At 57.0% G+C, this 13305-nt stretch carries 11 protein-coding genes and 1 pseudogene; 6 read left to right on the top strand and 6 right to left on the bottom strand.

Translation table 11 applies throughout. The features are described 5' to 3' along the window. Positions 1-22 precede the first annotated feature (22 nt). Positions 23-2503 carry a hypothetical protein gene (locus ACR2TX_RS17015; protein ID WP_156881441.1) on the top strand — a complete coding sequence of 827 codons (2481 nt, stop codon included), beginning with the start codon at positions 23-25 and terminating at the stop codon, positions 2501-2503. A 24-nt stretch (positions 2504-2527) separates the two neighbouring features. Here the strand turns inward: ACR2TX_RS17015 and ACR2TX_RS17010 are convergent. Continuing rightward, positions 2528-3190 (bottom strand): annotated as a pseudogene (locus ACR2TX_RS17010) (IS5 family transposase); the annotation flags it as partial. Positions 3191-3387: 197 nt separating this feature from the next. Continuing rightward, the gene (locus ACR2TX_RS17005; protein WP_434130278.1) at positions 3388-4983 is read right to left on the bottom strand and encodes an FAD-dependent oxidoreductase; all 1596 of its coding nucleotides are present in this window, start codon (positions 4981-4983) and stop codon (positions 3388-3390) included. Between the two features lie 185 nt (positions 4984-5168). Here ACR2TX_RS17005 and ACR2TX_RS17000 point away from each other — a divergent pair, with 185 nt between their 5' ends. Next, positions 5169-6023 carry a thermonuclease family protein gene (locus tag ACR2TX_RS17000; protein WP_434130276.1) on the top strand — a complete coding sequence of 285 codons (855 nt, stop codon included), beginning with the start codon at positions 5169-5171 and terminating at the stop codon, positions 6021-6023. A gap of 59 nt (positions 6024-6082) precedes the next feature. On the opposite strand, the gene ACR2TX_RS16995 is transcribed toward ACR2TX_RS17000, so the two are convergent. The 4 genes from ACR2TX_RS16995 to ACR2TX_RS16980 form a co-directional block, all read right to left on the bottom strand. Next, the gene (locus ACR2TX_RS16995; protein ID WP_434130274.1) at positions 6083-6940 is read right to left on the bottom strand and encodes an isocitrate lyase/PEP mutase family protein; all 858 of its coding nucleotides are present in this window, start codon (positions 6938-6940) and stop codon (positions 6083-6085) included. Positions 6941-6999: 59 nt separating this feature from the next. Next, positions 7000-7611, bottom strand: a complete 612-nt coding sequence (locus tag ACR2TX_RS16990) for a DUF502 domain-containing protein (protein WP_077731583.1) — start codon at positions 7609-7611, stop codon at positions 7000-7002. Positions 7612-7992: 381 nt separating this feature from the next. Continuing rightward, entirely contained in the window at positions 7993-8574 is a 582-nt protein-coding gene (locus ACR2TX_RS16985; RefSeq protein ID WP_434130272.1) for a hypothetical protein, read from the bottom strand. Positions 8575-8820: 246 nt separating this feature from the next. Then, a complete protein-coding gene (locus ACR2TX_RS16980; protein ID WP_434130270.1) occupies positions 8821-9027 on the bottom strand; it encodes a YgaP family membrane protein in 207 nt (68 codons plus the stop codon). Between the two features lie 269 nt (positions 9028-9296). On the opposite strand from ACR2TX_RS16980, the gene grxC reads away from it, so the two are divergent. The 4 genes from grxC (at position 9297) to ACR2TX_RS16960 (ending at position 13241) form a co-directional block, all read left to right on the top strand. Further along, positions 9297-9575: a glutaredoxin 3 gene (gene grxC, locus ACR2TX_RS16975; protein ID WP_434130268.1), complete on the top strand. Its 279-nt coding sequence runs from the start codon at positions 9297-9299 to the stop codon at positions 9573-9575. A gap of 357 nt (positions 9576-9932) precedes the next feature. Beyond that, positions 9933-10517 carry a hypothetical protein gene (locus ACR2TX_RS16970; RefSeq protein WP_077731587.1) on the top strand — a complete coding sequence of 195 codons (585 nt, stop codon included), beginning with the start codon at positions 9933-9935 and terminating at the stop codon, positions 10515-10517. Between the two features lie 88 nt (positions 10518-10605). Next, on the top strand, positions 10606-12354 hold the full coding sequence (locus ACR2TX_RS16965; RefSeq protein WP_434130266.1) for a multicopper oxidase domain-containing protein: 1749 nt from the start codon (positions 10606-10608) through the stop codon (positions 12352-12354). 14 nt (positions 12355-12368) lie between these two features. Beyond that, positions 12369-13241, top strand: coding sequence for a cupredoxin domain-containing protein (locus ACR2TX_RS16960; RefSeq protein WP_347257971.1), 873 nt, complete (start codon positions 12369-12371; stop codon positions 13239-13241). Positions 13242-13305: the final 64 nt, after the last annotated feature.

Genomic DNA, 13305 nt, shown 5'->3' with positions numbered 1-13305 from the left:
AATAGATAGAGGAAACGACGTAATGGCAGGACTTTTCGTTTTCGTAGCCAGCCCGGCCCAGTACAGCACGGTCGGACGGAGCATACAGTTGTCCGGTTCGGTTGGAGGCGCCGGTAGCGGTTCCGTCTCCTGGGTTAGTATCCAGCTCGGCGCCGGGGGACCTACAGTGAAGCCCAACGGTCGCGAGAATTGGAGTTGGCAGGGACTGATCCCAAACAACATCCGCCCGGGCCAGGCGTTTCAGATCATCGTCACTGCCAGCGGAGTGATACAGACCAAGGGTTGGCCGGAACCGGAATACGAGACGGTCGACGGACAAGCCGTCCTCAACGTCGTGCTCGAAAACGTGGTGCCGGAACTGACGGTCGATTCGTTCCAGTCGCCCGTCGTGGTGACGCAGTTCCCCTATGTTTTCCAGCTCGAAGGATCCGCATCGGAGGCTAAACCCGAGATCTACGGCGTCCCCCAAGTCCAGTATCGGATCGGAAACGGCGCGTTCGTGGCCGCGAGTCCCGTCATTGGCAATGCGGCTCGCTGGACCGCGGGGGTTTCCGTGGCGACCAAAGGGGACACCGTCATCACCGTGCAGGCGTCCGACAATTTCGGGTCGGTCACGACCGTCCAGAAAACCTTGACGGTGCTCGAGTATCCGATGCCGACCGAAGTCGATCCGAACGTAAAAACAACGCTGGCCGGCGTGCCGACGACGTCCTCGATTACCAGTTGGACGCGGCTCGAACCGCAGTGTTCCAACGCGGACATCGGTTCCAGTTCCAACGCCCGCCTGTTCGATCCGCTATGGCTCATGACGCGGCAATGGCAGATCGGCGAATTCCAGGGCGAGGATACCGGCTCGCCGGTGCAGGCGCGGGTGCGGGCAACGGGCGCACTGCTCACGCGGTGCTATTTCGGGGAGTTGCCCGAGAATAACAAGGCGCCTCCGTACGACCCGACGCTCGAACCGCTCGAGGCCGTGGTGGAACGCCGGCGCATGCGTCCCGCCGGCGCCGACGATTCCCGCATGCTCACGCTGGCTGTGGAAGCCGGGCTCCACTTCCTGCGCATGCTGGAACGCAATGCGACGGCGAAGAAATATCGCCCGGCATTCCTCGCCCACTATGTACTGCAACCGTCCCTCACGCTGCCGGCCGACGACGCCGGCCGGCGCTTCGTCCAGACTATGGTCGGTCGAGCGCCCGACGCGCGCCGGCTCGCGTCCGCGTTCCGCCAGCCGGACTCGTCCCAGATCGTTTTCGATGCGGCGCTTAACATCGCGGCAGCCGACCATGCCCCGGTGCAGCAGGTCGCATCGGCTTGGCTCGCCTGGTACGACGGGCTTTTCACCGAGCCTGGGGCACCGTCCCAGGACGCCTGGATGCCGTCGCGCCTCGAGTATGCCGTGTCGGTCGCCACCCGTTTGTCCGCCGATCCGCAGGACGCGCTGACCTTCTCCGCCAGCGAATTCGATGGCGGCCGACTCGACTGGAGCAGCTTCGACATCAATAAAACAGCCGGTGTCGACACCACCGGCGACGTGTATCCGATCGCGCTCACGGAAACCACGATGCCCGCGCCGGTGAGCTTTCACGGCGCGCCCGCCCCGCGTTTCTGGGAACTGGAGGACGCGAAAATCGCCTACGGTCTGGTGTCGGCCGGACCGGCGGATGTGGCGCAAATGCTCATGATCGAGTATGCCAGCACCTACGGCAATGATTGGTTTGTCGTGCCGCTGAACTTGCCGGTGGGCAGCGTCACCCGCATCGACTCGCTGGTGGTGACCGACACCTTCGGCGTCCGCAGCCTGCTGCGTCCCATCGGCGATCCGGAACTGCCGCAGCCCTTCTTTTCCCTGTGGCAGGTGTCGATCCTGCGCCGTGCGGGCGAAAGCCTCGGGGCTGAGTTACCGACCGGCGAGCGGATCGGCGCTCCCGTCCCCAATCTGTTCTTTCTTCCGCCCACGCTTGGCCGGACCATCGACGGCGCGCCCCTGGAAGACGTGCTGTTCATGCGCGACGAAATGGCCAACATGGGGTGGGGCATCGAGCGTAGCATCGAAAGCGCCATCGAAACGCCGCTCAAGCTGGCAAGCGATCCGGCGCAGGCCAACAGCGCTCCGCCCCCCTCCACCGCACTGCCGCGCTATCGGCTGTCGACGACCGTGCCGGACAACTGGATACCGCTGCTGCCCGTGCAACCGAATAACACCGACAACGGGGTTTCGCAACTCCGGCCCGGGGCCGTACTTCAGCCGAATTCCACGGCAAAACCACAGTTCGCCCGTAGCGAGGTGCTCAAGGCGTTGAGCACGCAATGGCTCTACGACGAGGAGGTCCCCCGTGAAGGCGTGCATATTACGCGTCGGCGCCATATGACGCGGTGGATCGATGGGTCGACCTGGGTATGGACCGCGTTCCGCAGCGAAGTCGGCACCGGGGAAGGATCGGCCGGTCTGCGCTTCGACCAGATCGAGGATGGCGGTCGGTCGGAGCAGGGATTCGATTGACGGTTCACGCTTTATTAGAGCGTGTTATGCACTTTGCAGGAGTAGCGAGGCCTTGACGAGCATGAGGATGGCGAACACCACGAAGTGCAGGCCCGCCAAGGTTTCGGCTAACCGCTCGTAATCGCGAGCCAAACGCCGAAAACGGGCGATCCAACCGAAACTCCGCTCCACCACCCAGCGCCGGGGCAACAGCACAAAGCCTCTTTTGACCTCAGGCAGCTTGACCACTTCCAGCCGAATGCCGTGCTGGCGGGCGACCTCGGCTGCCTCGTCACCGGCGTCGCCCTGGTCGACAAACGCCACTTCCACACCTTGTCCCGTGACTTGTTGAACAGAGCGCGCCAGTTCCGCCACCTGCGCCCGTTCCGGCTCATTGGCCGGAGTCACCAGGAGCGCCAACAGATGGCCCAAGGTATCGACGGCCATGTGGACCTTGCTGCCCTTCTTGCGTTTATAGTCATCGTAACCGGCACGCGACCCACTCTCACAATTGGGTCGCAGCGTTCGCCCATCCAAAATCGCGGCTTTCGGCTGCGATTTTCGCCCCTGCGCCAGACGCAAAATTTCGAGGCGATCGTGCACGATCGCCTCGAAGCAGCCCGCCGCGAGCCAACGCTGGGTCTGTTGATAAACGGCTTCCCACGGCGGCAGGTCATGCGGCAACATCCGCGAAGGCGCGCCGGCCCGCTTGGCCGGGACATGGAATGCGTTCGGAGAGTTGAAAAAATAGAGCCTCCCGGCGGGAGGATTCCGCCCGGCCACGGAAATTCGCCTCCAGATCGGTTGATTGTTACAAAAGGAGCGTAACCGGAGATCGGCCGGGCAAGTCGCCGGAGAGTGGACTGCTCCGTACCGGCCGGATGCGTGCGCAACGGATTTCGGTGTTAAACCCGCTTCCGGAATCTAGGAAAACTATCCAGGCATTTCCCGATTTCAAGTCTTTGACGTGCTTTGTCCCATTCCAGGATCGGAGCGATGTCGGCTGCAATGGCTTCCATCTCGTCGGGAGAAAAGCGATGTAGAACGAGCAAGGGCGAACGACGCCGCAGGAGATCGTCCAAGTGAACGATCATTTCATTACGGGCGCAATGAAAAAGATCGGCGACAATGAATGGCAAGTCCGACAGAGCACGCGAACCCAGGGCGTTGTTCCGCTCGATAGATTGGAAAATCTCCTCGATCCGCCTGCCATGGCGGAAACCCAACCAGCGAATCTCTTCGGCTCCGAGCCCTAAATTCCGGCCCCGCTCCACCGAGTTCCGAAGCCATTCCGAATAGTTTTGGTCGGGAGCCCAAGGGAAAGCCAGACCCGCTGTCATGCAAGGGCGTCGAACACCCAGCTTTCGGCAAACTTTATCGACGATCGCCGCGGCGTCGTAACGCGCCGAGGTAAACTTGCCGCCCACCGAGACCAGCACGCCATTATTCAACTCTCTCAAAGTCCACTCGCGACTCAGCGCCGATGGCGCGAGCCCCTGTTTGCCCTTCAGCACCCGGAGACCGGCAAAGCCGCCGAGTATATCCTCTTCGCGCCATTGCACGGAGCCGAGCACACGGTTTGCCGATCGCAGCAAATAATCGACATCCTCCCGCTCCACGTCGACATCCTCGGGATTGCCCGCATAATCCGTATCGGTAGTGCCTAGCAGCGTTAGGCCATACCACGGCACCAAAAAGATCACCCGGCCGTCCGTTTCCGAAAAGAACAGCAAGGCATCCCTACCGGGCAAACGAGGCAAGATAAGATGAACGCCTTTACACAGACGACAGGCCTTGGGCGAAAAACCGGGCGCATCTTTCACCCATGCACCGGTGGCGTTGACCACACAGCGGGCATGCACCGGCGTCTGCTCCCCTGTCACTTGATCCTTGACGATGACGCCCGTCACTCGCCCGTGCCGCTCTTCGTAAGCTATGGCACCGCAATAGTTGACCGCCACGGCACCGGCTGCCAAGGCTCCGTCCACCAATTCCAGCACGAAGCGGGCATCGTCCGTCTGCGCATCTCCGTAAACCCACCCGCTATCCAAATCCGTAACGCGGAGCCACGGGAAACGACGTGCAAATGCCTCGGCGCTCAAACGCTCGTGGCGTGCTTCCGAGCCGGCGATACTTCCCAGCAGATCGTAGATCGACAGCCCCAGACGAAGCCGCCAGGATGCCAAGCGATCTTTGCGATAAACCGGGACACCGAAACGTAGCGCTTCGACCCGGTGCGGACAAAGCCGCATCAGCCGCTGCCGCTCGTTCAACGATTTCCGAACCAGTCCGAAATGCCCCTGCGCGACGTAACGCAGCCCGCCGTGGATCAGCTTGGTCGATGCCGAAGACGTACCTCCGGCCCAATCCCCCCGGTCGATCAAAGCCGTTGACAATCCGCGCAAGGCGGCATCATAAGCCGTCCAGGCGCCATAAATGCCGCCACCGACGACCAGCAAATCGAAGGTCTTGTTCTTAAGATCGGAAAATCGCCGCTGCATGGTCGTAATAGCCTTGATGCCCCATACTTCCTGGACCGATTCTCAGGATGTTACACTCGCGCCGCCAACGATCCTGACGTGGAGAATATCCCCGCTCTGGCAATACACACAAGCAAGTCGATCTCATTTTCCGACCATTCAAGGCTTGTCGCTCAAATGTGGCCATGGATCCGATCGTCATACCGATGAAAAAATCACCACCGATCCGCCTTCGATCTCTCTTCCTGATCGTCGCGGCCTTTTTGCCGATTCTCTGCGGCCCGGCGCAAAGCGATGAAGTTTTCCGCTGGAAGGACGAGAAAGGGCGCGTTCATTACTCCGATCATGCCGCCGAAGGTGCCGAACCTACAAATATCGAGGCGGCACCAGCGGTTCACGCGGTAAAAGCGGTATTCGACGGCGACACCGTCTTGCTCGACAATGGGGAGAAAGTCCGGCTGCTTGGAATCAACACACCGGAAGTGGACAGCCCCAGGAAGATCGGTGAAGCGGGAGGCGAAGAGGCAAAGCTCTGGCTCCAACGGCGCTTGACGGGCCGAACGGTGCGCCTGGAGCATGATATGGAGCTTAGGGACAAGTACCGGCGGCTATTGGCCCATGTCTTCGCCGACAACGGCGAACACATCAACCTGGCGTTGATAGAAGCGGGCTTGGCTTTCGTAGACATTCATCCGCCCAATCTCAAATATGCCCAAGCCTTGACTCAGGCCGAGAGTCGGGCGGAACTGGCTAAACGCGGCATTTGGGGAATGCCGGATTACCGGCCGAAGCCAGTGGAAGCGCTGACTGTGCGGCCGACGCAACGCGGCTGGCAGCGTTTGACAGGCGCACCATCCGCTATCGTCGAAAGCAAGCGCTATTTCCGGCTGAGATTTTCCGATCGATTCGAAGTCCGCATCCCGAGAGAAAACCTTAACCTATTCCCTCCCTTGGAGACCTATCTGCGCCGGAACGTCGAAGCACGGGGTTGGCTATCGCGTCGACGCGGCGATTATTCGATCTTTGTCCGACATCCGAGCGCGCTCACCATCCGAAGATGATTGCTGGAAATCCGGTCTTGACCGGCGTATCGCATCGAGCGGCGTGCCTGAACTTCGCTTCAATACTGATAACGGTGCTCCTCCTCGTAATACTGAGGAAATCCGACAGCCGCTTTCAACTCCTCGAATTCCATGATGTTCTCCGGCATCCGCCCCTGCCTGAGGCTGCTCAAAGCCTCACGCATGGCGCGGATGCCGGCATTCAGCAAGGTTAGAGGATATACCGCGATCTTATAGCCGATCGCCTCCAGCTGTTGGGGCGGCAAGACCGGAGTCTTGCCGTATTCGATCATGTTGGCCATCTTGGGCCCGTCAACTTCGGCGCAGTAGCGATGCATTTCCTCGACGCTTTCCGGAGCTTCCAGAAAAGTGATATTGGCGCCCAACTCCCGGAATAATCGACAGCGTGCGATGGCTTCCTCCAAACCTAACACGGCCCGCGCGTCGGTTCGCGCCATGATGAGTATGTCGTCGCCGGCATTGCGTGCGTCAACCGCCGCACGGATTCGCATTGCGGCTTCGTCCCGGCTCACCACCGCCTTTCCCTGGGTGTGACCGCAACGTTTCGGAGCCAGCTGATCCTCGATCATGATGCAAGCAAATCCCGCCCGAGCGTAGCCTTGCACGGTGCGCTTTACGTTGAGTGCATTGCCGAAGCCAGTATCCCCATCGCCGAACATCGGAATAGAGACGGCGGCACAAATATTCCGGCCCTGTTCCACCAGTTCCCCGTAGGAAATCAAGCCGGTATCGGGCAGACCGAGGCGCGCCCCGGACACGGCAAAACCACTCATAAAGCCCATCTCGAAACCGGACTCCTGGATCAATTTGGCCGATATGGCATCGTGGCAGCCCGGCATAATGCGGATACCAGGCGAGGCAAGAAGCTCTTTCAAACGGGCGGTAGCGGAAGCCATACGTTTTTCTCCTCGGAAGTCGGCCATGAATCGAATACCCGATCAACCGGAAACGGCGATCATTGCGACGCCTTATCGGCGTTCAGTTCGAGGCGGGATGCTTCGTTGGGTCTGGGAATGTCCACGCCGAGACTGATGACGAAACTCGACGCCTCCTCGATGCTCATCTCGGACACTCTGACCTTCGATTCGTGGACGATTACGGTAAAGCCCGAGGTCGGATTCGGCGAGGTCGGAACATACAGCACCAGGTAATCGTCGACCCGGTTGGTTACATAGGCCGGCACCCAAATGCCTTCCTTAGGATACTCGATGTAAACCACGTCGCGCAGCTTTTCCTTCTCATCGCCCCGAAACAGATTCAGTATTTTTTTGGTAACCCGGTATATCGTGCCGAGCAGCGGAATACGGTTAAGCAGACCCTCCAGGTAGTACCACACATGCGCTTTATCCTGCTTGAGCAAATAACCGAAATACGTCAGGACCAAAATGGCCGTCGTAAACAAGCCTATGGGGATAAAGAAGTTCTCGTAACGCCCGAAGATGCTCAACACGAAGTCTCGAAGCAATCCTTCGACCGCGATTACGATCTGTAGGATGATAACGATGGGAAGTACACCCAATACACCGATAAGAAAATAGCCAAAGAATTTCTGTAATGTCTTTTTCATTTTATTACCAGCAACTTTGGTGACGAAATTTGCAATTCGAGAAAAACGGCATCGACGAGCGATATCTCCGTCGGCCTGCTCCAATGCCGTTAAGTTAAGCCGTCATTCCGGCAGGGATTGCCGGAATCCAGTGCACAAGGACGTGAGAGGCCTTTGCCGTCCTTGGCGTCTGGACCCCGGCATTCCAATCGCAAACGGTGTCTTCGGGAGCACCGAAGCCACCCTTCCCTGCCGGGGTGACGTCATTCGTCTTAACTTAACGGCATTGCGGCCTGCTCCCGGACCGAAGAATATGCTCTACAGAATAAAGCGTAATTGGGACAATGTCAGTTTTGGAGCGTCGAAAAAGATCGATCGGGTTTGAGGGCGGGGTTGTGAAAATCAGTCTTCAACGGGCTCCACGGTTATCGTGACCGCTTCAGTGTAGGTAAGTTCCACTTCATCCCCTGCCCCTAAGTTCTTTATGTACTTTCGGAGCTGAGGATTTCGCACCTCAACCGTGTGCACGCGACCGCTCGGGCTCGAAATCGTCACTCTGTTCGCATCGTGATCGACGGACAAGACTTTCACCGTCGCCCTGACCGAGCGCCCTACCGATCCGCCCGGACGCTCTCCGGACTGTGTTATCGAGCTTCCTTCTCCAACTTTGACATCCTTTGCACCCTCGCCGGGATCTTTGATCTCGGCCGCAAGCGCCTCGTAATAACCGATGGTCACCTGATCGCCGACTTTCATTTTGGCGAGATTTTCAACTTTCGGGTCGATGTGTACGGCGAATCCGTTTCCGTTTGCGTCCGTCAAAAAGACCTGACGGCTTTGCAAATCGATCTCTTTGACCGTTGCGGTGGTTTGTTTGGCATTTGCGTAAAGCTGTTTCGGCTCGTGAGCGGCGCACGCCGCCAGAGCAGCCAGAATGACACTGTTGAGCACTCTCCGAGCGATCGAAAACCAGATGCTGTCCATCGCGACGCTCCGTCCATGACAATCCGAACAAACATCCGAGCTGAAATTGCAGCCCGACCAACGCCGATAATCGATGCCTCCGATGCGATTCCCGCACAGATGCCCCTTCATAAAGCAACTTCACGGCGTCGGCTACGGTTTCCCTCGTCATGGAGCGTCCCACGCGATCACACGACCGCATCGCCTGGAAGTCGACGTCCTCGAATAAAATTAGACAGCTCCGCTAGGAGGAAGGGTTCCCCGTTTTCAGAACTCTTTGAATCCAAGTCTCTTTAAAATGGTTTCCAAAGGACAAATTTTGGTAAATCCGCTCTGAAACAAGTTGGCTCCGACAAATGCTGTAAACCAAAGCCAGTTCTTGTTTACGAATATCGGGCTGGCTTCCGCGCCAAGTGCCAACGATAGCAAAACAAAAAATCCTGCGAAAATTCTTACTAAACGATGTGTGGTCATAGCAGCCTCATGTTAGAATTCTCTAATATATCAAACTCGAGCCCGCGATAAAGCACGAGTTCGCCGATGAATCGAGTGTGACGCACGTCGGCGCATGATCTGCAAGACTCATTCGGAAAAGCGAGCAGAAAACGGTCCTGTCGCGGATAGTATCAAACGGGTTTTTTTGGTGAACTCGGCTGCCTTGATGGCGAAGAAACCAAATTTCGAACATCGATGGAATATGGGACGGCTCTGAACGCTGGCCGCACATTCGAGGAAAATATTGGATGGCTAATGTAATCATGTACAGCTCAGCCTTCTGCCCCTATTGTGTCATGGCGGAGCGCTTGCTTTTGAAAAAAGGCGTCGAGAATATCCAAAAGATCAGGGTCGACCTGGAGCCGGAACTCCGCATCGAAATGATGGAAAGGACAAAACGCCGCACGGTACCCCAGATTTACATCGGCGAAACTCATGTAGGGGGTTATGACGACCTCGCTGCCCTGGAGCGTGTCGGCCAGCTTGATCTCTTGCTGGCCAATGCTCGATGGCATGGCAACGATTAGAAACTCCCCTCGCTCTGGCTTAGCTTTCAACTAAGAATCGTTCCGTATCGAAAAGCGGTTGAAAGGTTTTCCAGCGGTGAATTATTGACTTGTCTCAAAACTAAATTCGCGAATATCTGTCTTTAATACCAATTCGTTCTGCTGTACCGGATTAGCGCCAATCCAAACGGTAAGAAGCAGACAACGCGGCGTGCGTTGGACCGAAACATTGTGCATGGCACCCTGCTTATGTATATTTACCTATTCCTTTAGCTCATTCGGAGGCGAGGGGAAGTCGAGAAACTACGAGCCTTCCATTAGGCCCGCTTCAACAACGTAATACAAAAATCCGATAATCCATCAAGTGAGGGAAGAGATATGCGTAAACTAATTTGCTTCAAAGAGTGCTTGCTCGCTCTGAGCCTGCTCGTTTCCGCCGTGATCCCCGTATCGAGCTGGGCGCACGGAGGAGCCTCCGGCGTCGATTTGGATGCTTGCCGCATTCCGGTCGGCCCGCACTGGGTCCATTTCACCGCTTACCAACCGCAGTTGACTGGAACAACCGAATACTGCGATTCCATTCCCGAAGTTGGTTCAGCCACCCTGGTATTCGATTACGAAGGGAAGGCGTTGCGAAACATGACGGTTGAATTTGAAATCACCAAGGAACCGCAAGGAACCCGCGTCTTTTACAAGGAGCCGTCGACCTATCCGACCGGCACCGCCAACACCACAATCAACTTCACCGAGCCTGGTAAGTACTTGGCCCATGTGACCCTGGTCAATGAAGGGCAAAAGGTGGACGCCCACGTACCCTTTAGTGTCGGAGCCTCCGCATCCGGGCCTTCGACCAGCACTTACTTGGTCATTGCCGTCATTTTGATTGCGGCCGGCTATATCTTTTATCTTTCCAATGCGTCGTTCAAAGGCGCCGTAGATCGGATGTTGAAAAAGACCTCTTAGGAACTTTTAGGTCGGATCGATTGACTAAGCGCAAGCCGTCGCCAATCTTAGTCAAGTCTTCGAATCTCTGTTCCCAACGGTACTCAAAATGCAGACACGCTCCCTCGTATTCTTGTTTGGTTCGGCCCTGTTGAGCTTATCCACCAGTGCCGGAGCCGTTACTTCTCCACCGCCCAGCGCCAAAGTCCAACTCGGCCAAGCAGAACCTTTCTGCAACAGCGGGGTTCCTAGCGAATGGCGCAAAGCTCAAGTCATCGAAGGCGTAAACATTCAAGAATCGAGGGTCTGCAACGCGGATAATCCGGCAGACATCGCGGCGTTCGTGAAGGGAACCAACAACATATCCATGCAAACGATCATGGATACGTCCAGCTTAGCTGCGGATGCGATCACGAAAACCAATGATATGGATGGCGACGGTGACCCCGACCATATCATCATTAAAGTCGAAATCATGGAAGTAAACGGGCACTCGCCGGATTTCGCCGGCGTAGTACCCACCTTCGATATCGCACCCGGCATACAACCCAGCTTCTGGGTCTTCGCTCCGAAAACCCGCGATATGTCGACGCGTAGCTTCGCAAGCGTGGAAGCAAATCCGATGCTGCGCATGCCCTCCACGCCGATACGCGTCGAGCAGGGCGACGTGGTCTGGCTGGTCGTTGAGAATACCCACTACTTCCCTCACTCGATACACCTTCACGGCGTCGACCACCCCTTCATGGACCACGGCGGCGAAGGCAACGATGGCGTTGGCCAAACCAGCCAAATGGATATCATGCCGGGCCAAAGCAAGACCTACGTGATCCGGCCACGTCAGCCCGGCACTATGTATTATCACTGCCACGTCCAACCTCATACGCATATTCCGATGGGGCTCGCGGGCATGTTTATAGTGGAAGAGAACCGGCCGAACAACTGGGTTCAAACCTTTAACGTGGGCGCCGGCCAAGTCCGCCATCCCTCCGTAGCGGTATTGGAAAAATTCAGCCAGGAATACGACCTGCACTATCAGTCGGTCGACAAAGATCTGCATAAACTTCCGCAGGCAGCCAACGATCCCCGCCTGATCGCGAGAGCGATGAACCAGGAGTATGACATCACGGACGCGACTGACGACTATTTTCTACTGAACGGACGCTCCTTCCCGTACACGCTTCGGGAGTCGCTCATTACGGTTAACCCGAACGAGAAGATCAAGCTGCGCATTTTGAACGGCCATACCGAGACGCTTGCGCTTCATACGCATGGCCACAAGGCGACCGAAACTCATTATGATGGTGTCGAACAGAACCCCAGCGCTCAGGTGACCCGTGATGTTTACATGATGGCGCCGGCCCAGCGGCTGGACCTGTCGATCAATACGACGGATGACGGCTTGCACAGCTTCGGGTCCGGTATATGGATGTTCCACGACCATGTCGAAAGATCCTTCACCACCGACGGCATGGGCGAAGGCGGCAGCATCAGTCTCATCGTGTACAAGTCTTATCTAGAGGAAAACGGCACGCCGAAAACTCACGGCATGGATTTGACTCCGTATTTCACCAAGGAATTTTGGGAGAGAAAAATACCCGTATGGCAAGACTGGGCAGATGACTGGGGCAGCTTGGCTGAGCCTGCAGGCATTCAAACAGCGGCTGCGGCAAGCGTGACCGGAACGACCGGAGTTGAATCTGCGCCAGACGTGGTCGCCACCGATACGTCATCCAATCCGCTGGGCAGCCTTTTCAATGGACTGCTGTTCGGTATTGCGGGTTATGTGCTCTATCTGTACCGGGAACGCGTACTCGCTGTAATCAACCAACTCGCGTCCCAGGCCAAAGGCAAGCATTGAGGCAGTCGAACGTCATGTCAAAGTTTACGCATCTCATAATCTTCGGCGCTTTTCTGACCGCTTCGTCGGCCCATGCCGCGAAACAGCAGGAAATCGTAGAACATAAGTTATTGATGGATCACGGTGATGGCCACCTCATGGATATGGATGGCGGCATGGTCATGGGCCAAAACAAGGATAAGCTGCCCGGTGGCTGCGACAAGATCAGCGGGGACGAAGAGATCACCGTACGGGCCGGGCACAAGTATTCAAAGAAATTTCCCGGCACCATGTTCGCGTTCGACAAGCAGGAGTGGCGCATTAAGCCCTGTACGCGCCTCACGGTGCACTTCATCAACGAGGACAATATTCGCCATCAATGGATGATGCATGGATTGCCCAAGTATTTGTACGACAAGGGCATGTTCCACTTGGAGGTAACCGGCCCAGCCAAAATAAGCGGTACGCTGATCGTGCCCAAGGAAGACAAGACCTATCTGGTGCACTGCGACATCGCCCAGCACATGGAAAAGGGAATGAAAGGGCAGCTGGTCGTTGGGAAAGGCGGCGGCACGTTTCCCAGTATCCCCGGTCTGACCGACTTCGCCATTCCCGACAATTACGGCCCAACGCAAATAGCGGCTACTACGTCGGCGCAGCCTGCAGTTACTCAACCTACAGCGGCTCAACCGCTGCCGGCGCCTCAATCTTCGTCCAATACCGGCACATTCATTATCGGCCTAGCCCTCGGCTTGTTCGCGACACCATTTGCCGTGAGCAATTTCAAGCAGCGCTTCAAAGGCATGAGCTCGAAAGACGTCGTCATCTATGGAGCCAACCTCGGCAAGAGCCTGTTTGATCAAGCCGTCCATTTAGCAATCTCCATATACCGCCGCTTCAAGAAGTAAGCCAGGCCACACTCCCGTTGCGAGGCGCCTCACTCAGCCTGGAAGAGCCTCGCAACGGGCAAAA

It is taken from the genome of Methylocaldum sp. GT1BB (genome assembly GCF_051027545.1).
Taxonomy (GTDB): Bacteria; Pseudomonadota; Gammaproteobacteria; order Methylococcales; family Methylococcaceae; genus Methylocaldum.
The sequence above is the reverse complement of the archived record's forward strand: the minus strand, read 5'-3'. Positions and strand labels throughout refer to the sequence as shown.